We start from the raw sequence: 20,889 nt of genomic DNA on the forward strand, positions 1-20,889 counted from the left end.
CTGCGGATGCGCACCACATCCTCCGGCTTCCACAAGTCGGGCTGCGTCCCGGCGATCTTGAACTCCGCCGGGGGGGGGCGGGGGGGGGGGCCCCCCCCCCCGCTCCGGGACCGCGGGAGTGTCGCGGTCCCGGATTGCCGTTTCCGGCACTTAGACTCCGAAGCTGAGGTCGAAGTCGCCGAAGTCGAAGGTGAACGCCAAGCTTGCGTCCTGCATGGCGTCCATCGTCTGATCCAGATCGACCGTCACCGCTTGGTCCTGTGTGGAGGTGGCGTCGGAGTCATTGTCCTGGGTAAAGGCAAAGTCCCCGATGTCCTGATCGGAGGCCGCCGTTCCGCCGCCGCCCTGCTCCACATTGGCCATGGCATTGCCGCCGGCCGTGCCGCCGTTCGCACCGGCATTGCCGCCCGACGCATAGCCGCCAACCGTGTTGCCGCCGGACGTGTCGCCGCCCGTGGCGGCTCCGGAGGCGGAGCCGCCACCGGTGGTGTCGCCGGCCGTTGCTGTACCGGCTCCGCCGGCTCCGCCTGTACCGGCACCACCAGTGCCATCGCCGCCCGTGGCGGCGCCGGATGTCGCCGCACCGCTGGTGCCGGCGCCGCCGGTGCCGTCACCGCTTGTGCCCGCGCCACCCGCACCAGCGCCACCCGTGCCGGCGCCTGAAGTGCCATCGCCGCTGGCGCTTGTGCCATCGCCGCCATAACCGCCATCGCCACCGGTGCCGGCACCGCCGGTGCCATCACCACCCGTGCCCGCGCCGCCCGTGCCGGCGCCGCCCGCGCCTGTGGCTCCGTCGCCGCCTGTTCCATTGCCGCCATAGGCATAACCGCCATAGGCATAGCCGCCCGTGCCGGCACCGCCAGCGCCGCCGGCGCCACCAGTTCCCGTCGAGTCGCCGGTTGTCACATCGCCCGAGTAGCCGTCACCGCCAGGCCCGTTGCCACCTGTCCCGTCACCACTATACCCGTCGCCGCCATCGGCGTAGCCGGTGGATGCGTCGCCGGAATAGATCGGTCCGCTCGTGCCCGCGCCGCCCGTTCCGGCACCGCCGGCGCCCCCGGTAGCAGCCGCATAGCTTCCGGACGTATCACCGGAGGTGGAATCGCCGCTGTAGGTCCATCCACCGACGGTGTCGCCGCCCGTGGCGGCTCCGCCGGTCGGACTGCCTGCCGTCGCGGTGCCACCATTGGCATCGTTGTCCGTGCCGACATTCGTATTGGCATAATTGTTGGCACTGGCGTCGTTGTGGGCCAGCTGCACCGGATTGTAATCGACCGCGCCGTAATTGTCGTTGTCCTGGTCGATGGCCGAGTCTTGACTGGTGTTCGTGGTGGTGTTCTGCCTCTGCAGTTGATCCAGGGTGTTGTTCAACTCGACGTCGAGATCGAAGTCGAACCCGAATCCGCTCAGCAGTTCTGATAGGTCTGCCATTCTCGCGCTCCTCACGTGGTTGCAGCCGCCTCGTGGAGATCCGGGGCGGTTTGGCAGAGCTTCCTGCATGCACGGCATGAGAGAAAGTTGCCGATTTGCATGCCGCAGAATGGGTGAGGAGAACGTTCCGGTCGCCCATTCGGGTGATGAGCGGTCGTTGGAGGCTTAGTACTGACTGCAGGATCAGCCAAATCGGTATACGTCCTGATGTAGTAATCCCTAGGAGAGCACTCGACGGCCGGCCCTCTAACATGATGATAGAAACCGGAGATTTCCGCTTTCTAGGGGCTCACTCAACCAGACAACGAGGCATACCTCGAAGTAGCCAACTCTCCTATGGCATCTGGTTGATCCGTGTGAATGCTGAGACAGTTGGAGGATGGGAAAGCTTGCTTTCTCATCGGGATCAGGAGGCGTCTATGACAATCGACCTATCGAGATCGTCTCCCAAGTTCTCTCATCCGACCGGTCGGGAGCAATAATCCCCCTGGAACTGCAAGGCCTGTTCAAATGGAACCCTAGCTTGGCAGTTGGAATATCAGAAGTGGGTAGGAAAAACGGTTAAAATTGGCGTCTGTTTATTGTAGAATAGCCATTGCGTGCCAATTGCGTCTTCAGAGTTAAATGCCAAGTTCCGCTGTATGGAAGATCAATGGCGGAGTTGCCCTGATAATAGTGCTTGTCCAGCCGTAGTGCCCGATCGTTGCGTGAGATCAATCGCTTTAGGGAACGCAAAAATTCTTGGGAACCCATTCAACGAGATTCGCCTCACATGAAGGAGGGTTGTGATGCATTTTTCGTACGCAACGCCCGATGGTGACCCGAATGGTATGAGTCAGGAGGCTCTCGTCATCATCGATGACGAGCCATTCTCGCAGGAATGCCTCGTCCACGCGATAGGCAGCGCATTCCCGCGTACCCCGGTCCTGGGATTTTCGACCGTCGAGGAATTCTCTCATTCCGACGAGATGGCGGTTGGGCTCGTGCTGTTGCGATCTCAGTCGCCTTCACTCGCGGGAGGTCATCTGACGCATGAAACCCGAGGCATCCTCCAGCACCGTCCGGACGTCCCGATCGTCATTCTGTCCATGTGCACGAAAGCCAAGGATGTTCGGGAAGCCGCTGCCATGGGCGTACGTGGCATCATCCCGATGACGACCTCATTCAAGGTTGCGGTCGCGGCTCTGCAGCTCGTGATGGTGGGCGGCACCTATTTCCCTCGTTTCACGAACGGAGACCTGCCATCGGCCAACGCAACCAGGGATTTGTACGAGCTGGAGCCGAGCGAGCCGGAACCGCTTGTGCTTCCCCATGCCGGTCAGCGATCCTATCTCGCAATCGTGGAACAATCCGCAGACGTGCTGAAGACTGAGACAAACGGATCGACAGTCATCTTCACGGCACGGGAGATGGATGTCCTGGAGGCGCTCCAGAAAGGCTGGTCCAACAAGTGGATCGCCCATTCCCTCAACATTTCCGAGAACACCATCAAGGTGCATATCCAGCGCATCATGCGCAAGCTGCACGCCACCAACAGGACGGAGGCGGTCATCCGGCATCGTCAGCTCACTGGCCTGAGCTAAGGCCGGTAATCCGATCGGGTGTCGTCTTTTGGAATTAGATCGGGGCAGATCGAAGTCGAGACGCCCTACCAAGACCACCCACCGGATGCGCCATGTCTGATCGAGCCATATCGATGCCGCCTGAATGGGTGACTGGCGCATCGGCGCTCTCGCACTCTACACTGTCTCGTCCAAAGTGGCCGCGCGAGGTCGACATTTATGCTGCCGCCTGACAGGGGAACACGCAGCCTGCTCCCGCTCCTGACCGAAAAGCAGGATGGTATCGTGCAGGCGGTCGATGACGATGCCGGCCAGGTGCGCCCGATCTCCGACCCTGGACTATCGCCCTCCCATTCCTCAAAACCTGCGATCGATCCGGCGCTGCCCCGCGTTGAACCGGCCCATGAGGGTTTCAGCCCGTCGCCTGCAATGGGAGCGTCTTCGACCGCACAGAACCCGGCTTCACACGCATCCTCGTCCTCGGCCGACGCAAACCCGGCAGGTTTGATGGCTGGCGACGGCCGTACGACCATCGAGGTTGACGACAGCGTCAGCTGGTCAGGCCTGTCTCCGGCATCCGGATCTCCCTCAGGAGCGTCGCTTGCAACCGGGACCATCCCGAGCAGCGCCGCACCTCGCCTGCCGGACCGGCCGACCGTGGATAACGATCAGCAAGATCCCGTCCATGTCATGCAGGACAGCATTGCAGACACGCCCCCGTCGGACCTCATGCCGGGAAGCGGAACTCCGTCGGCGACGAGCATCCCATCGGAAGCCCCGGCTCCGGCAGGCATCCCGATTGCGGTTCCCGACAGCGACGATATCCACATTGTCCAGACTGCCTTCGTGGATCAGGACGCGGACGTTCTTCTCAACGGCTGGATGGGAGAAAGCAAGATCCGCGTCTTCATGGACAACGATGCCGATATGGCGCAGGACGCCGACATCCGGCTCGACATCGACGACAACAACCGCATGTTCCTGCGTCTCGATCAGTCGATGACGATCGACCAGAACACCGAGATCGACCTCGACATCTATGAGGTCGAAGGGGTCCTCTATGTCGACCTATACCTCAAGAACGAGGTCGATATCATTCAGGATACCGAACTCGATCTGATGATGGACGGCTGGAACGGCAAGAGCCAGTTCTACGTCAATAACCATCTCGAAGTCCGTCAGGACGTCGATGTGGACGTCGATATCGACGACGAGCTCGAGGAGAAGTTTGCGATCAAGGTAGCGATCGGCGTGAAACAGGCCATCGATGCGGACCAGGATGCTGATGTCGATGTCAATTATGCCGATGGCGGTTTCGGCATCGATGTCGATGCCGTGCAGACGGCGACCATCGATCAGGATACGATCCTCAGGATCGACTTTTCCGTTGTATAGCAACTAAGTCTCTCCAGCCGGATGGCGCCCCCCCTCACCGTCTGAGAGGGAAAATCAATCGGGGTCGAAGTGGATCCCGTTTGGAGTCGGCTCCCGCCCGGAAAAGGGCTCACACCCGGCAGAATCCGCTGCGTGATCGCGTTTCCGTTTAACCAGCGGAGCGCCATTCCGAGATGCTCAGCTCTCCTCGGGCCGGCCGATCGGGCCGGAAAGCCTCACTCTTCCTCTTGAAGATAGGACTTGACCTGAGCGGTTGCCCCGTTCTCCATTCGGCTGTCGGAAGCGGCCTCACGTGGGACCTTCAACCTTAAGGATCTGCATTGGACTGGGACAAGATCAGATTGTTCTATGAAGTCGTCCATGCCGGGAACTTCACCCGTGCTGGCGAGAAGCTCGGAGTCAACCAGTCGTCCATCAGCCGGCAGATTAGTGCTCTTGAGCATGAGTTGAAGGTCCCGCTCTTCCACCGTCATCCTCGCGGACTTGTCCTGACGGAGCATGGTGACGTCCTTTTCCGGGCGGCCCAGGATATCCGCCTCCGTCTGGAGGAAACGCGCCAGCGCCTGACCGAGACCAGCGAACGCCCCGCAGGAGAGCTCAAGGTCACGGCGACTGTCGGTATCGGCGGCATATGGCTCGCCCGGCGCATTTCAGAGTTCCTCGACCTCTATCCTGAGGTGCGCATCCAGCTCATTCTCACGAATGATGAATTGGACCTCGCGATGCGAGAGGCGGACATCGCCATCCGCCTGCGCCTCCCGGCTCAGCCCGATCTGATCCAGCGCCGTCTCTTCACAATCCAGTATCATGCTTACGCGGCCCATACCTATATCGAGCGCTTCGGGGAGCCCGAAAGCATCGAAGATCTCGATCGGCATGCCATCATCTGCCTCGGCGGCGATCAGCCGTCCTTCATCCTCAACCTGCACGGCCTGACAAGCCTGGGACGCAATCCGAAGGACCCTCGGCCCAGCCGGTTTGTGGTCAATGACAGTCTGGCGCTCCGACAGGCCATCGAGAACGGAGCCGGGATCGGCATGGCTCCCGATTATGCGATGAGCAACAATCCGCGGGTCAAGCAGGTTCTGCGTGATGAGCAGATGCCCACCCTCGACAGTTACCTCGTCTATCCGGAAGAGATGCGTTCTGTGGCACGCGTTCAGGTCTTCCGCGACTTTCTTGTCTCCAAAGCCCAGCGTTGGGATTTTTGAAACTGGCGCGTCAGGCAACCGAGGAGGCCAACCTCAATTTTTCCATGATTCTTAGGCTACTTAAGACTAGTCCAGAAACCTTCAGGGCATCATCCCCATGTCACGGTCTTTCATTGCTGTCTTAGGCATTGCCCTTGGTCTTCCCTTTCTCATCCTCCTGGCGCTTGTCTCTTCGGCTTCAGGGGTCAGCCTGAGCGTGTTCACGAGTGCCGTTGGCCTCGTGATCATGTCGGTGTTCCTGATGCTGGTCGTCTTTGAGATCAAGCGGATTGCGGATCTGCCGCCGGACGCGCATTAAGGTGCAGCATCGACTCCGGACGGACTTGGGGGTCGAACGCTGAAGCCGCGAGCCTCACGTCTGCCCCTCTGCAAGCGCATCGTTTGGAACTTCAGATCCGCGTCCGCGGACAATGGGATCGCTACCCTGCGAAATGATACGGGGCGCCAAGCGATGAAAGAGCATCGGACCCGAAAGCAGGATCCACTTTCGGGTCCGATTCTTAAGAACAATCGAATCAAGCTGCAGCGCGAGACCGTTCCGGATGCTCTTCGGCCGCTGCTCTTTCCAGAGCCATCAGCAGGACTCCGATGTCTTCGTGAAGCAGATTGATGGCATTACGAGCGTATTCGCGGAATTCTTGCTTGATAACTTCAGCCTCGCCATCCCATAGGCAATCTTCATGCTCGGCATCATAAAATGCACGAGCGACCAGCTCTACTTGATAATTCATGTATGCCCCATTGCACCGTTCAGGTGATTTGTTATCGCTTTGAACCTGAGGCGCGAATACGCTTTCACATCGTTAGTCGACTGATCCGCCATCAGGACAAGATGAGGCTTACAGCCGGGTTCGACTGATCCGCAACTCGCCACATGGGCTACTCCCTAAGGAGTAGAGCGCCCACTGGCAACCTAAGCTCATGAGGCGACTCGCAGAATTCAGCTAAAACGATCACAGTGCTGGCAATTTTTCTCACTCGCTCGGGACAAAGGAGCTCGCATTATCCTGTGCAAAGTTGAGGTGTCCTGTCGCCCACATGGCCGCCTGGGTTCTGTTGGAGGCCTTGACCTTGCGCAGGATGGCTTTGATGTGGACCTTCACCGTGGCTTCAGCCACGCCGAGTTCTCGCGCGATGACCTTGTTCGAAGCCCCTTGGGTGAGGCAGCGGAGGATCTGGGCTTCCCGATCCGACAGCTTGTTGAGAAGCATCGCAGGATCGTTGGCCGGTGCAAGGTGGCCGAAATGGGCCTGCCCCTGCCGGACCTGCTCGAGGAGCGTGAGCCCGATCGAGGCCGGAATATAGGTTTCGCCCAGAATCACAATCTCGAGGGCCTTGACCAGGGCATGCCGATCCATACTCGTCGGGCAGAACCCGTCCAGGCCGACGCGACAGAGTTGCAGGACGGATTCAGGCGCCATCGCGTCGGTCAGAATGACTACCCGGGCGGACGGGTACCGCGCCTTCAGCTCTTCCACCGCGGCCGCATACTCGCCGACGGACCGGCCGTCGCAGATGATGAAGAGCGCAGGCTCGTCACGGGGAAATACAGGCAGGCTCGACAGATCGTCACAGGACTCTTTCGCAATGACGAAGCGCGTCCCGGAGAGAATATGACTGATGCCGGTGCGGAGGAGGAGATTCTGACAGATCAGGACAGTGGTCACATTCTGGAATGGATCCTGAGCAATGGGAAGAATCTGCTCCTTGTAGACAACGTCATGTCTCATGCTTTTGTGCCCCCAAATCTTGTTTAGCGATGTGCGGTAGGATCGTGACGCCATTCAGGTGTGACGTAGGGCGTGAAAAGCCTTGGTCGAAAGGTGCCGGATCCAGGAAGCTGATCCGCAATCGGATCAGGCGTGGCGACAACCATCGGTGCAGGCATTAGTTCCTTGATGCAACGGCCTCGAAAGAGGTAACTCTCCGCCCGATCGGACTTGGAGATGGAGTGAAAGGGTTAGCTGCACAACGAATGGGCAAATAGCATCGTCTTAACGATCCGCCGTTCAGCCGGCTTTGAAAGCCGATGTTCCGCCGACATAACATTGCGTCTCCTTCAAGGACGCTTGGAACAGCAATCGCGTGATCTGCTCCTGCGAAAGCGCCTTCGAGAAGAGATAGCCCTGCATCTCGTTGCAGCCGGCCGTGTGCAGGAAATTCTTTTGGATCTCCGTTTCAACACCTTCGGCCGTTACGGTTAGGGACATGGCATGTCCAAGCGACACAATCGCCTTGATGACAGCGGCGGCCTTTGTTCCTTGCCCCAGGTTCTGGGTGAAGGAGCGGTCAATCTTGATCTTATCGACCTCGAAGCGGTGAAGATAGCCGAGGCTCGAATACCCGGTGCCGAAATCGTCCAATGCGATGCGGAACCCGGCGTTTCGTAGGACACGCAGCGCATCGGCGGTCCCGCATTCTTCATCGAGAAGAACGCTTTCGGTCACCTCGAGCTCGATTCTGCGCGGATCCGCTCCGCATTCGCGGACGACGGAGATCACGTGACTGGCGAAGTCGCCCGATCTGAACTGAACCGGAGAGAGATTGACGGAGACAAAGACGCCCGGCCAACGCCGTGACGCCAGGCAGGCCTGACGCAGGATCCACTCACCCAGCGGGACGATCAAGCCGGTTTGTTCGGCAACCGGAATGAACTGGCTCGGTTGGATGTATCCGCGTGTGGGATGCCACCAGCGGGCAAGAGCTTCGACGCCGACGATGAAGTCACCGCCTACCGCAATCTGCGGCTGATAGGCGACTTCAAGCCCTTCGTCGGTCGCAAGCGCGATGCGAAGGTCCTCCTCGATGATCCGGCGCATATTGACCGTCTCATCCATCTCGGGGGTGAAGGTCCGGTAACAGTTCCGCCCCTCGGCTTTGGCGCGATAGAGGGCGATATCGGCCTTTCTCAGAAGCTCGCTCCGGTCCGTCCCGGCGTCAGGAGCAAGCACGAGGCCAATGCTGGTCCCGACGAAGATCTGGTTGCCCATGATGTCGTATGGTTCATGAACCATGGCAAGGATCTTCTTGCAAAGCTCGTCTGGCTCCGCCATTCCTGCCGTGCAGACTTGGACGATGGCGAATTCGTCCCCACCCAATCGGGTGATGGTGTCTTCTCCGCCGACAACCTTAGACAGACGAACCGAGAATTCGCGAATGAGGCTGTCGCCGGCAGGATGTCCAAGGGTGTCGTTGATGTGCTTGAAGCGATCAAGATCCAGCATCATCACGGCGACCTGTTCGCCATCCTGCCGGCGTGCGACGGCATGGTTGAGCCGGTCCTCGAACAAGGCCCGATTCGGCAACCCGGTCAGCACGTCATGGAATGCCAGATGATGAGCCTGAGCCTCACTGGCCTTCAGCTCGAGGACGGTTCTTTCCAGCGCAGACATCGATTGCTTCAGGCGTCGCACGAGCGCACCGAGCAGAAGAAGAATGATTGCGGCCACAACGGCTGTAACCGGCCCAATCGCTTTGAGAAGCCGGTCTCCGGGCAATTCCGGTTTCCAGGTGAAATAGCCAATAAGATTGCCCACATCGGACCGGATCGGCACTGATATCTCACCTGACTCCGGATTGTTGACGACGGAGAAGCGCAACCCTTCGATCAAGTTCTGCTCAGAGATCTGCTTGATGAAACTTCCGTCGAGATACCGGATGCCGACCAGAAGAAATTCCCTGTCGTGAGGATAAGGAACAGCGTCCGATTCAGGGATAATCTTCATGATGCTCACGGCGGCAGGCCGACCGAGCAGTTCCAACATATGGGCATCATGAACGGCTTTGCCCGTGATCAGGTACGGCGCCTCGGCGTTCTCCGCCACATGATCCTTGTGCGGCGAATCTGATGCTCCGCGAATGCCTGCAATGAGGCTGCTGAGGCTTGCTCGGACGCGCTCGAATTCGTGGTTCGAGACACGCGTCGCATCGAGCACCGCGTTGATCGGCTCATCACGGTCGTTGAGGATATAGACTTCTTCTTGACCGAACGTGCGGCTGAGCCAAACCCCGATATTGGCGTCGATCCATTTGAGATCCATCGGGCTCTTGCCGAGTTCAACGATTGCATCGTCCCAGATGGCAACCATTTCTTGCTCTTGTGCGAGTTCCTGGACGACAGCCCGGATGCTGCGCTCCATCACTCGAAGCTGGCGCTCGGCGGAGACATCGTTGCTCTTGTTGACCGCCCAGAGGATCGAAGCTGCTCCGAGGGACAGCGTCGCCACGGCGACGAACAGGACGGGCAGAACCACGCTGCGGGCGAATGACGGGCCTGCACGATGGATGGATAGGACTGCAAGAATGCTCTTCAACACGTCGGCACCGGAGCGGATCCCAGCGCTGGTTAGGCCAAAAGGCCAACGACGGGATCACATTGAAATGTCTTTAATTTTCTGGAACCGCCGGATTTTCACCGACCTGACCGGAGGGCATCATGCCTTTGAGTTGCGCAGTCTGCGGCCAACAACTCAACCTGTCACAGTTATCATGTTGATGACTATAGCCTTCTACAATGACCTTGCAAAGTCATTAACATAGATTGGGCAGCCGAATGCCTTGGATTCTATAGTTAATGTTTCCTGGTGTCTGACGCTGGCGGTGGAAATGAGACGGTTTACTCGCGATTTGGAGATCAATTGAAGTCGACGCTGGAGCCAACGGGTTCCGCAACTTCCTTCACGGAGGGCCGACCTTTGGTCACTCCGGCTGTGCGTGATCTTCCAGGACCTGAATGAGTTCCATGCATTTTGCCGCGACGGCAGCCGATACTTTCGGGTCACCATGATAGTGACGCATGGCGACAGCGTTCGCCTGTTCGAAGAGATCGGTCAGATTTCCGGAGATGAAGGGGCGAGAGCTCGGAAACTCGAAGGTCTTGGGTTCGGGGCAGGACTTGGACTTCGCCGGACGCTTTGGCTCGAAGAGCGTCAACACCTCACACCGATCGGCAATTTTCTTGAGATCCTTGAACGCGATGATCTCGGCCATTTCCTACTCCACGCAATACAGTGAGCCCTGCCTTATCCTCTTCTGAAGCGGAGGTCATGGGGCTTGTGCGAAAAACGAGCGGTTCATGAAAACCGTTCCCGAGAATAATGACAGCAAGCAGAAATGTGACCTGCCTCTTCCGGGTTACGTTCTTTGAGATCCCGTCCCGATCATGCTGGACAACACGGAACAGCGCCGGATTCCAACGTCCGGCGCCCTAGGTCCGATCGGATGGCCATTAAGGTCGAAGTCGGTTGTCAGCGCTCCCACGAATGCCGCGGCCCGGTCGGCTGCCTTGCCCGGTCGATGCTCCAAGCGCCCGGGCCGGTGAATACGAACAGCAGGAACACGAAGCAATACAGGATAGCCGCGTCGCCGCCGTTGAGCGCCGGGTATGGGCTCTGGGGAGCATGAAACATCCAGTAGGCCACGGCCATCTCGCCGGCAAGAATGAAGGCGACGGGCCGGGTGAACAATCCGATCAGGATCAGAAAGCCTCCTACGAGCTCTAGAACGGCCCCGATCCCGAAGAGGGAGAGAAGCGGCGGCATTCCGCTTTCTGGAGGGGCGGGGAACCCGAACAGCTTCTGCATTCCGTGTTCCATGAAGATCAGAGCCGTGACGATCCTCAGGACGGCCAGTGCATAGGGTGACCAGCGATCAAGGGTAGCGGACATGCGAATAAGGACCTCCTGCTTGCGATCTGAACCCTGAGGCAGGCTCAGGTCTCTGCGGGTCGGGTTATAACGCGGCAAGGGATAATGACCATCACTCCCGCGTCCGATGGTCCTCCCCGCCTGAGCCCGCTCCCGATTCGTCATTTCATCACACGGCCATCACGCTAAATTGAGGCCTTCGGGTTCGCGATTGAGACGATCTAACCTTGCCCGGCAGGAGATTCGTGTCAGCTTTCCTCGAAGCGAATGGAGGTCGAGATGGGTGTCGGGCGTCTCAGCATGGTCGCAGCTTTCATGGCAGCAACGCTCTGCCTGCCGGCCCCAGACGCGAGAGCAGAGACGGAAGTGGACGCTGCCCTCGTCCTGGCCGTGGATGTCTCGCGGTCCATGGATCCAGACGAGCAGGAACTTCAGCGCCAGGGCTTCATCGAGGCTTTCCGCTCACCCCAAGTACATGAGGCCATCCGCAACGGCATGCTGGGCCGGATCATCGTCACCTATTTCGAATGGTCCGGAGTCGATTATCAGAACGTCATCGTGCCCTGGACGATCATCGACGGCCCGGAGGCTGCGATGAAGTTCGCGGACGGCCTGCACGACAATCCGATCGGTCGTCTGCGGCGGACGTCGATCTCCGGCGCGATCGATTTCGGCGCGAAGCTTCTGGAGCAGACCGGCGTCGAGCCGGTCCGCCGCGTAATCGACATCTCGGGCGACGGCCCCAACAGCAGCGGGCGGGGCGTCGTTGCGGCCCGCGACGAGGCCGTTGCGAAAGGCATCACCATCAACGGGCTTCCCATCATGCTCAAGCGCCCAAGCGGCTTCGGCGATATGGAAAACCTTGATCTCTACTACAAAGGCTGTGTCATCGGCGGCGAAGGCGCATTCCTTGTTCCAGTGCGTGAGCGTCAACAATTTGCCGAGGCCATTCGCACCAAGATCATCCGTGAGATTGCGGCACTCCCCGCAAATCCGTTGATCGAGACGATTCAGGCGGAAGCGCCCGTCAATTGCATGGATGGCGACCGGGGAATGTATCGCTGGGATCGGAACTGATGCGATCCGGATTACCGCGCGAGCTCATTCCAGCGTGATGCCCGCCGTCCTGATCACCTTCTCCCACTTGACGCCTTCGTCCTGCATGTAGGCTGCCATTTCCGACGGAGAGCTCTGGAGCACATCGATGCCGGCGCCGATCAGCTTGTTTCGGATCTCCGCATTGCCGATCACCCGGCGGTAGGTGTCATTGAGCTTACCGACGATGTCGGGCGGTGTGTTCGCCGGCGCGACGAAACCCTGCCACGCCCATGCTTCGAAGCCCGGATGATCGGCCGCCACCGGCGGCACGCCCGGCAGACCTGAAAATTCCCGCGGGGAGGCGACCGCAATCGCCTGGATCGGTCCGGAGAGCTGCGAACGGGCCGTGGCGAAGTCGATGAACATCATGTCCACCTGCCCCGCCACCAGATCCTGCACGGCGGGTGCAGCACCTCGATAGGGCACATGAGTGAGCTTGATTCCAGCCGCCTGCGAAAGCAGTTCCGTGGCAAGGTGGAACGGACTGCCCAGGCCCGGCGTCGCATAATTGATGCGGCCGGGATTCTTTCTCGCCTCGGCCACGAGTTCCCGGATGGACTTCACCGGCAGCTTGTTCGTGTTGACGAGAAGCACGAGTGCGAAGCGCCCAGTCAGGGAAACCGGGGTGAAATCCTTGTAGGGATCGAAGGACAGCTTCCGGTACAGAGTGCGGTTCGTCGCGAAGGTCGCCGTATCGCCCAGGAGCAGCGTGTAGCCATCGGGCTCCGCACGGGCTGCCGCTTCGGCCCCGATATTGGTTCCGGCACCAGGCTTGTTCTCGATGACGAATTGTTGCCCGAGCTGCTCGCCAATGGCCCCAAAAACGAGGCGAGCGAAGAAATCCGTTCCGCCTCCCGCTGCATAAGGAACGATCACACGGACAGGCCTCGTGGGATAGGACATTTGTGCAAGGGCGGGCCACGGTGCCAGAGCCGAAGCGGCTGCCAGGGACTTGAGAATGGTACGGCGGGTCGGATTCATGGCGCTCTCCCGGTATCGGCCCCGTTATATGGTTCAGGTGCCAGGCTGCAGATAGCGGAGCAGTCCGCAGCGACCAGTGTCTGATCACGCAGAGAATTACCTTTCGAGACATCCGAGTCTGCTCAGTTTTTTACCGCCCCGCCTGAACATGGCGCCACTCCCTGCATTCTTTCTGGAGGCACCGGAAAATCTCAGAAGGCAGGAGACGACGTATGGGTGTGAAAAAGGAAGAAGACGACCTGATCGATGCCGGCTCGGAATATTCCTTCCCGGCCAGCGACCCTCCCTCCTATATGGGCGGCTCGGCCGTTGCCGGTCCTCCGCCTCAGGAAGAGCCGGCGCGGGAGCCTGTCACCAAGGCCGTTTCCGACCCGGAAGAGGTGAAGCCGGCTGAGGATGCCCCCCAGGGCACCGATCCTGCCCAGGCCGGCGATACATCAAAGAAGCACTCTGGCGGCAACAATCCGTAGCTTGTCTCCCTTGTGAGGATACGAGCAACAGGCCGCATCATGCCTCAGATGCTTCGGCACTCAGCCATCACCTTGCAGGATGTCATCCACTTGCCTGAAAGTGAGGCATCGGAGCGCCTTCAACTGGTGACCACCGAGGGCGCCATCTCCTGTCGCTATCATCCGGCAGAGGGCGAACACGCCATCCTATGGGTGTTTGGCGCGGGAGTCGGCCTCGGCGGTCCGGCCGGCGGGCTCTACACTCGGCTCGGCAGCCGATTTCGGGAGAGCGGAACGGCATCGCTCGAGCTCGACTATCGCCGTCCCGGATATCTGGAAGATTGTACTCTCGATGTGGTGGTCGGGCTCGCCTATCTCGAAAGTCTCGGCAAGAGCCGGATTGTGCTCGTGGGGCATTCGTTCGGCGGTGCCGTTGCCGTCAACGCAGGCGTCATCAGTGACTCCGTCATCGCCGTCGCGGCGCTGAGCAGCCAGACGGCAGGTACGCAAGGCGTCGGCAAGCTCAGCCCGAAGCCCGTCATCTTCATCCATGGCAAGAAGGACGAGATTCTGCCGTCGGCTTGCTCAATCGATCTCCACACGCAAGCGGGTGAGCCTAAAGAGCTGATCCTTTATCCCGGCTGCTTTCATGGCCTTGATCAATGCCAGGAAGCGCTCGACCGGGATTTGTCCCGGTGGCTTCGCGACGTATTGGCCGCTTAGCCGACCGACTGCGCTTCGATCGCGTGTCTCTTCTTGAGATCCGGCACCTCGGTCGGACGACGCTTTGCCAAATCGAAGGCATCGCCGGAACTCAGCACATGCATGCGGATGTCGTAGATGGACAACGCCCGCTCAGGCTCGGCCTCGGCGAGGTTGGAGTGGGTGACGCCTGCCCCGTCGACCACATAGACGCAGCCGCTCCCGAGGACCTCAAAACGTTCGTCTTCGAGGACGAGAGCCGTGTCCTCGTCGATGCCGATCCCGAGTTCGCGCGGATTGTGCGCCACGGCACCAAACAAGCGCCCAAACCGTCCTCGCTCGGCAAAATGCTGGTCGATGATGACGTTGCGCACGAGACCAAGGCCCGGGGCCATATGCAGGTCGCCGATCTTGTAGGACTCGCCGCTGGTGCCCTTCACCAGCATCGTCTCGCTCATGACCGATGCGCCGGCCGAGGTTCCGGCCAGGACACCGCCGTTCATGTGAAGATCCCGCACCCGCTGTTCGATGAGGGTATCTCCGATCTGGCTTGAGATGCGCAACTGGTCGCCTCCGGAAAAGAACACGCCGGATGCCCCATCGAACAGACACAGCTTGGCAGGATCGAGTGTCTCGGACCGGTCCTTGACGTAGATCTCCACCAGATCCGTCACGCCGAGATCGCTGAAAGCTCTCTGGTAGGCCTCGAAATAGCCTTCCGGCTCATGTGACGCGACGGTGGCGATGACGAGCTTTCCTCCGTTCAGCCGTCCTGCGACTTCACGCAAAATCGTGCGCTCGCCTTCCTTGTCCTCACCGCCGCCGATAATGATGAGCGGGCCCTTCATCTTCTTCCTCGTGCGTTCCTGCATAACCGCGACCGGGCTCCGTTCAAACAGCGTCCGCCCCTATCATCAGGGGTCGATCGCATCGGTGTCCTGACAATGTCCTGGCTGCCGATCAGGCGCTCCTGCGCCATCCTCCGGCCACCTCCTCTGTCCGATCGACCTCTACATCAAAGGATGTGGAAGGAACGGCCCGGAAGTCGAGCACCTGCTGCCACATGGCCTCCACATCGGTCGGGGTCAGGACGATAAGGTCGCCGGGCTGCGCCCTTCTGAGGCACAGGTCGGCAGCCTGATCCTCCTCCAGAATCCGGGTAATCCGATCCTCAGGATATCCTGCCGCAAGTGCTCCTTCCGCGAGCAGCGCGACGATCTCGCCCCGCTTGCGCCCGCGACGGGCGGGATCCTCCCGGAAGATGATCTCGTCGAAGTAGCGCGTTGCGAGTGCTCCCATCTCGCGCATGTCGTCGCGGCGATCACCGGGAATATTGATCATGCCGATGACACGGCGATGGCGCGGACGCATCTTGAGGATCAGGTCGCCCAAAGCCTGAAGGCCTGCCGGGTTGTGGGCATAATCGAGGATAATCCGGAAACCATGTCCATCGAACACGTTGAGGCGCCCGGGGCTTTGCTCGAACGATGTGGAGAAGGTCGACAAGGCCATGCGGATAACGTTCATGGGGATGCCCTGGGCATACGCCATGGCCACCGCTCCCAGGGCATTCTGAACGTTGAACTCGGCCAAGCCGTCGAGGGTTGCCGGAATCTCGGCTGCGCGCATCAGATGAATGCTGTCCCCGTCATCGTGGATCACGATCTCGCCGCCATCGACGGCCCCGGTTCGCGCATGACGGCAAAGCCGCCATCCTCGATGTGTTCACGCAGGAAGTCTGACATGTCCGCGCCGCCGCGAAGGGAGAAATACCCCAGCCTGCCGCCGGCCCGTCGGCGCACGCTGACGCTCACCGGATCGTCTGCATTGAGAATGCTGGTGCCATTGCGGTGCACGGCCTCCACGACAATGGACTTCACCCAAGCGAGGTCCTCGATGGTGTCTATCCCTTTCAACCCGAGATGATCGGGCTGAATATTCGTGATCAGGCCTACGTCGCATTCCGGGAAGCCGAGACCCTCCCGCAGGATGCCACCACGGGCCGTTTCGAGGACCGCAATATCGACGCTGGGATCGCGCAGCACCACCCGGGCGCTGCAGGGACCGGAAGCATCGGCCTCGACAATCCTGTCTCCGTTGACATAGATGCCGGTTGTCGAGGTCAGACCGACGTTAAGGCCTTGGGCACGCAGAATATGCCCGATCATGCGCGATGTGGTGGATTTGCCGTTGGTGCCCGTGATGGCGAGGATCGGAATGCGCGTCGGCTTTCCGCGTGGGAAGAGCATTTCCATGACGGGCCGGGCCACATTGCGCGGGCGCCCTTCGGAAGGCTGCAGGTGCATCCGGAAGCTAGGCGCCGCATTGACTTCTATGATGCCGCCGCCCGTCCCATGAACCGAGCGTGCGATGTTCGGCGCAATGAAGTCGATGCCTGCCACATCCAGGCCGATGGCCCGAGCGGCACGGCGAGCGATCAGGGCGTTGTCGGGATGAATGTCATCCGTGCGGTCGACAGCAGTGCCGCCGGTCGAGAGGTTCGCCGTATCGCAGAGATAGACCACTTGGCCGCGGGTCGGCACAGTGTCGACGTCCAATCCTGCCTTTGCCAGGACGCCGAGCGAATGGTCATCGATCCTGATTCGGGTCATGATGTTTTCATGCCCCTCTCCCCGACGGGGATCCTTGTTCACTTCGTCGACCAGAGCCGCGATGCTGCGCTGGCCGTCACCGATGACATGCGCCGGCACGCGCTCGGCCACTGCGACCACCTCTCCATTGACCACGAGAATGCGGTGATCCCTGCCCTTGAAACAGTTCTCGACGATGACGCGCCGGCTGTGCTCTCTCGCTTCTACGAAGGCACGGGCGACTTCTTCGGCCATGGTCAGATCGATGCTGACGCCGCGACCATGATTGCCATCCAGCGGCTTGACCACAACGGGATAGCCGATCCGCTCGGCCGCGCGTAGAGCATCCTCCGCATTGCGGACAACCTCACCTCGCGGCACCGGGAGACCTGCATCCGCCAGGAGTTTTTGGTCAGGTCCTTGTCTCCTGCCGCATCTGTAGCGATCTGCGACGTCATGCTCGTGATGCTGGCCCGGATGCGTTTCTGATATCGTCCGGTACCGAGCTGCACGAGGCTCTGGTCGTCGAGGCGGAGAACCGGGATCCCGCGCCGTTCGGCTTCACGGACAAGAGACATGGTCGTCGGGCCGAGCGCGGTGCGGCGATGGACGGTCCGGAGGGTGCTAAGAGCGGCATCCAGGTCAAAGCGCTCCTGGGAGGCAAGCCCGCCCTCGTCCCTATAAACACGATCAAGTCCTTCGACGCCCTGAATGTCCGCAGGGAGCAACGAGTCGATGAGCTGGAGCGCCAGGCGCCCGGCCAGAAGACCGACATTCTCCTCACGATAGGCGAACATGACATTGTAGACGCCGAACTCTCCCTTCACGGAGCGGGTCTTGCCCCGTGTCACACGGGAGGCGATCAAGGTCTGGAGCTCGAGGGCAACATGCTCGGCCACATGACCAAGCCACGTCCCCTCCTCAAGGCGCCGCACGAAGCCGCCGCGCTCATGAAAGCTGCAGCCATGCTCGTGCAGTCCCGGCAGGGCAGACAGGAGGCGCTCGGTAAATCCGGGCAGTCGGTTGGACGGCCGTTCCTCCAGGGTCCCGAGATCCAGCTTGATACGAATCATGGGGGTGAGGCTGTAGAGATGAGCCCTCGGTAAACGCCGCGCTCGATCACGCGCATGGGGCGCCGATCGACAATGTTCTGAGGTTCTTGAGTACGACCGTCGCCCATTCCTGGGAACTCCTGACGATAGGAAGCAGAATGGCCCGTATTGCGCAGACCAAGATCGTCCACGTTTTTTCAAGATTTGGATGATGAAAGAGCGTGCAGACTGCACTTGGGTGCTGTTCAATTCGTGAGCTGTGTTCTTTGTTCCAAGACAAGCTCACCCACTACTCAGATTACGAACAGCAATAACATATGTTATAATCAGCTTATACTTCGAATAGACTTCTTGAAATTCTTCAGATGCGCCAATTGACAAGCTCGTGGCAAAAACATGGGGCTCCTCCAACCGTTAGCAGCGCAGGGGACTTCCTTCATTTAACCTTCATCTAGGCAGTGGCATCTGCTCGGGGTGACCCTAAAATGGTCCTGATCCCGTCCGGGATCGGCGAAGCATTCGAGAAGAGGCCCTTGAAGGGCCGCCTCAAGGAAGTGATCTGCACCGATGGCGACCATCCGCATTCCGACGACACCATTTTCCGACCAGCGTCCCGGCACGTCCGGCCTGCGCAAGAAGGTCACCGTCTTTCAGCAGCCCCGGTATGTGGAGAACTTCATCCAGGCGATCTTCGACACCGTCGAGAACAGGAACGGCTCCACCCTCGTGATCGGCGGCGACGGGCGCTTCTTCAACGAATCCGTGGTTCAGACCGCAATCAGGATGGCGGCGGCGAACGGCTTCGGCCGCGTCCTCGTCGGGCAGAAGGGACTTCTGTCCACGCCCGCCGCCTCCTGCGTGATCCGCAAGCACAAGGCGATCGGCGGCCTCGTGCTCTCGGCCAGTCACAATCCGGGCGGGCCTGACGGTGATTTCGGGATCAAGTTCAACATGTCCCATGGCGGGCCGGCGCCGGAATCCTTCACGGAGGCCGTCTTCAAGCGCGCCAGCACGATCACCGAATACGCGATCGCCGATGATGCGGACATCGATCTCAACCGCATCGGAGCGACCAAGGTCGGCGGCATGGCGGTCGAGGTGATTGATCCCGTGGCCGATTACGCGGAGCTCATGGAGCAACTGATCGATTTCGAGAAGATCGCCGATCTGTTCCGCTCGGGCTTCCGCATGCGCTTCGATGCCTTGAGCGCCATCACGGGTCCCTATGCGAAGGCTATTCTCGAAGAGCGCCTCGGCGCACCGGCGGGCACGGTCGTCAACGGCGAGCCGAAGCCCGATTTCGGCGGCCACCATCCCGATCCCAACCCGGTCCATGCCCATGACCTGATGAAGCTGATGTACGGGCCCGACGCACCCGATTTCGGCGCAGCCTCCGACGGCGACGGCGACCGCAACATGATCGTGGCGCCGAAACTCTTCGTGACGCCCAGCGACAGCCTCGCCATTCTGACAAGCCACGCTCATCTTGCCCCCGGCTATGCCAAGGGCCTTTCCGGCGTAGCGCGCTCCATGCCCACAAGCCGCGCGGCTGATCGGGTTGCGGCGAAACTCGGCATCAACTGCTTCGAGACGCCCACAGGCTGGAAGTTCTTCGCCAATCTTCTGGATGCAGGTCTCATCACCCTCTGCGGCGAGGAGAGCGCCGGCACGGGCTCGAACCACATTCGCGAGAAGGACGGCCTTTGGGCCGTGCTGCTGTGGCTCAATATCCTGGCTGTCACCAGGAAGCCGGCCGATCAGATCGTGCGTGAGCACTGGGCCGCGTTCGGCCGCGACTACTACACGCGCCACGATTACGAGGAGCTCGAGACGGCACCGGCCAACGAACTGATGGACGCCCTGCGGGCGAAGCTCCCCACCCTGCCCGGCCAGCGTTTCGGCAGCCTCACGGTCCAATCCTGCGACGACTTCGCCTACACGGATCCTGTCGACAAGTCGGTGACGCCGAAGCAGGGCATCCGCATCCTCTTCGCAGAGGATGCGCGCGCCGTGTTCCGCCTGTCGGGCACCGGCACGTCGGGCGCAACGCTGCGGGTCTATCTCGAACGCTTCGAGCCGAATGCCGACAGGCACGACTTGACGACCGCCGAGGTCTTGGCTCCCGTCATCCAGGCAGCGAACGAAATCGCGGAAATTGCCGCCCGCACGGGCCGCAGCGAGCCCAGCGTCGTCACCTGAGGTCGCTCAGTAGGTGTCCCAAAGTCCCGGCGTCGCCAGTTCGAGAAGGTGACCGTCGGGATCGCGGAAATAGACGCTGGTCCCGCCCCGGGACCAGGTGGTTCTGCTCTCGATCAGGATCCCGCGCTCCTGTAGCCGTCCTTCCCATGCAGCCAGGTCGCTTGCAGAAATGGCGAAGCCGATATGCAGCGGGCCCTGCCCGTCATGGGGCGGGATCGTCCCGCCGGGGGTGGGCATCGGCTCGTTCGAGCCGCCACGCAGGAACAGGAGCAGCACGCTCCTGCCGCCCACGTCGAAGGCGCACATGCGCCGGTTGCCGAAGAGCAGCCTCAGGCCGAGATCATCCTCGTAGAAGGTCTGGGCCCGCGACAGGTCATCCACATAGAGGGCGGTCTCGAGAACGGCATTCAGCTGCGGCATTTCTGGCCCCATGAGGATCCTGTCTGCCTGTCTTTTGTTCTCCAGCGTCATTCCGGTGTCCAGTTTTCCTTGAATTCCGGTCGCTTCAGCAAGGCGAAAAATTGGGCAATGATGCTGACCTTTTGATCTTGAAACCGATCTGCTGCTGATTAA

The 20,889-nt window shown here is 60.4% G+C and carries 19 protein-coding genes and 1 pseudogene; 8 read left to right on the plus strand and 12 right to left on the minus strand.

Annotation, left to right across the window (positions count from 1 at the left end; genetic code table 11):
- Positions 1-150 precede the first annotated feature (150 nt).
- Positions 151-1,431: a hypothetical protein gene (locus tag VB672_RS13105; protein ID WP_329784640.1), complete on the minus strand. Its 1,281-nt coding sequence runs from the start codon at positions 1,429-1,431 to the stop codon at positions 151-153.
- Positions 1,432-2,219: 788 nt separating this feature from the next.
- On the opposite strand from VB672_RS13105, the gene VB672_RS13110 reads away from it, so the two are divergent.
- The 4 genes from VB672_RS13110 (at position 2,220) to VB672_RS13125 (ending at position 5,897) form a co-directional block, all read left to right on the plus strand.
- A complete protein-coding gene (locus VB672_RS13110) occupies positions 2,220-3,014 on the plus strand; it encodes a response regulator transcription factor (RefSeq protein WP_329784641.1) in 795 nt (264 codons plus the stop codon).
- Positions 3,015-3,212: 198 nt separating this feature from the next.
- On the plus strand, positions 3,213-4,388 hold the full coding sequence (locus tag VB672_RS13115) for a hypothetical protein (protein ID WP_329784642.1): 1,176 nt from the start codon (positions 3,213-3,215) through the stop codon (positions 4,386-4,388).
- Positions 4,389-4,708: 320 nt separating this feature from the next.
- Positions 4,709-5,599, plus strand: coding sequence for a LysR family transcriptional regulator (locus VB672_RS13120; RefSeq protein WP_329784643.1), 891 nt, complete (start codon positions 4,709-4,711; stop codon positions 5,597-5,599).
- Positions 5,600-5,696: 97 nt separating this feature from the next.
- Complete coding sequence (locus VB672_RS13125; protein WP_329784644.1) at positions 5,697-5,897, plus strand: hypothetical protein; 201 nt, start codon at positions 5,697-5,699, stop codon at positions 5,895-5,897.
- A gap of 217 nt (positions 5,898-6,114) precedes the next feature.
- On the opposite strand, the gene VB672_RS13130 is transcribed toward VB672_RS13125, so the two are convergent.
- The 5 genes from VB672_RS13130 to VB672_RS13150 all read right to left on the minus strand — a co-directional run bounded on the left by VB672_RS13130 (position 6,115) and on the right by VB672_RS13150 (position 11,265).
- Positions 6,115-6,330, minus strand: a complete 216-nt coding sequence (locus tag VB672_RS13130; RefSeq protein WP_329784645.1) for a hypothetical protein — start codon at positions 6,328-6,330, stop codon at positions 6,115-6,117.
- A 243-nt stretch (positions 6,331-6,573) separates the two neighbouring features.
- Positions 6,574-7,329, minus strand: coding sequence for a response regulator transcription factor (locus tag VB672_RS13135; protein ID WP_329784646.1), 756 nt, complete (start codon positions 7,327-7,329; stop codon positions 6,574-6,576).
- 279 nt (positions 7,330-7,608) lie between these two features.
- A complete protein-coding gene (locus tag VB672_RS13140; protein WP_329784647.1) occupies positions 7,609-9,915 on the minus strand; it encodes a bifunctional diguanylate cyclase/phosphodiesterase in 2,307 nt (768 codons plus the stop codon).
- 382 nt (positions 9,916-10,297) lie between these two features.
- Positions 10,298-10,588, minus strand: a complete 291-nt coding sequence (locus tag VB672_RS13145) for a hypothetical protein (RefSeq protein WP_329784648.1) — start codon at positions 10,586-10,588, stop codon at positions 10,298-10,300.
- A 257-nt stretch (positions 10,589-10,845) separates the two neighbouring features.
- Positions 10,846-11,265, minus strand: a complete 420-nt coding sequence (locus VB672_RS13150; RefSeq protein ID WP_329784649.1) for a DoxX family protein — start codon at positions 11,263-11,265, stop codon at positions 10,846-10,848.
- Between the two features lie 258 nt (positions 11,266-11,523).
- On the opposite strand from VB672_RS13150, the gene VB672_RS13155 reads away from it, so the two are divergent.
- Entirely contained in the window at positions 11,524-12,321 is a 798-nt protein-coding gene (locus tag VB672_RS13155; protein WP_329784650.1) for a DUF1194 domain-containing protein, read from the plus strand.
- Between the two features lie 24 nt (positions 12,322-12,345).
- Here VB672_RS13155 and VB672_RS13160 read toward each other — a convergent pair whose 3' ends face one another.
- Positions 12,346-13,323: a Bug family tripartite tricarboxylate transporter substrate binding protein gene (locus tag VB672_RS13160; protein ID WP_329784651.1), complete on the minus strand. Its 978-nt coding sequence runs from the start codon at positions 13,321-13,323 to the stop codon at positions 12,346-12,348.
- 212 nt (positions 13,324-13,535) lie between these two features.
- Between VB672_RS13160 and VB672_RS13165 the strand changes: the two genes are divergently transcribed.
- Both VB672_RS13165 and VB672_RS13170 read left to right on the plus strand, forming a co-directional pair.
- A complete protein-coding gene (locus VB672_RS13165; RefSeq protein WP_329784652.1) occupies positions 13,536-13,793 on the plus strand; it encodes a hypothetical protein in 258 nt (85 codons plus the stop codon).
- 126 nt (positions 13,794-13,919) lie between these two features.
- Positions 13,920-14,495 carry an alpha/beta hydrolase gene (locus tag VB672_RS13170; RefSeq protein ID WP_329784653.1) on the plus strand — a complete coding sequence of 192 codons (576 nt, stop codon included), beginning with the start codon at positions 13,920-13,922 and terminating at the stop codon, positions 14,493-14,495.
- On the opposite strand, the gene VB672_RS13175 is transcribed toward VB672_RS13170, so the two are convergent.
- The 4 genes and pseudogenes from VB672_RS13175 to VB672_RS13190 form a co-directional block, all read right to left on the minus strand.
- Positions 14,492-15,322: a cyanophycinase gene (locus VB672_RS13175; protein WP_329784654.1), complete on the minus strand. Its 831-nt coding sequence runs from the start codon at positions 15,320-15,322 to the stop codon at positions 14,492-14,494. The two genes, VB672_RS13170 and VB672_RS13175, sit on opposite strands and share 4 nt — an antisense overlap.
- Positions 15,323-15,434: 112 nt before the next feature.
- Entirely contained in the window at positions 15,435-16,136 is a 702-nt protein-coding gene (locus VB672_RS13180) for a glutamate ligase domain-containing protein (protein ID WP_329784655.1), read from the minus strand.
- Positions 16,133-17,446: a Mur ligase family protein gene (locus VB672_RS13185; RefSeq protein WP_329784656.1), complete on the minus strand. Its 1,314-nt coding sequence runs from the start codon at positions 17,444-17,446 to the stop codon at positions 16,133-16,135. Before VB672_RS13185 ends, VB672_RS13180 begins: the two co-directional genes overlap by 4 nt.
- A gap of 401 nt (positions 17,447-17,847) precedes the next feature.
- A pseudogene (locus tag VB672_RS13190) lies at positions 17,848-18,138 on the minus strand (cyanophycin synthetase family protein); the annotation flags it as partial.
- Between the two features lie 546 nt (positions 18,139-18,684).
- On the opposite strand from VB672_RS13190, the gene VB672_RS13195 reads away from it, so the two are divergent.
- Entirely contained in the window at positions 18,685-20,316 is a 1,632-nt protein-coding gene (locus VB672_RS13195; protein WP_329784657.1) for an alpha-D-glucose phosphate-specific phosphoglucomutase, read from the plus strand.
- Positions 20,317-20,322: 6 nt separating this feature from the next.
- Here the strand turns inward: VB672_RS13195 and VB672_RS13200 are convergent, their stop codons facing one another.
- A complete protein-coding gene (locus VB672_RS13200; protein ID WP_329784658.1) occupies positions 20,323-20,736 on the minus strand; it encodes a VOC family protein in 414 nt (137 codons plus the stop codon).
- Positions 20,737-20,889 lie beyond the last annotated feature (153 nt).

This window comes from Microvirga sp. CF3016 (assembly GCF_036314085.1).
GTDB lineage: Bacteria > Pseudomonadota > Alphaproteobacteria > Rhizobiales > Beijerinckiaceae > Microvirga.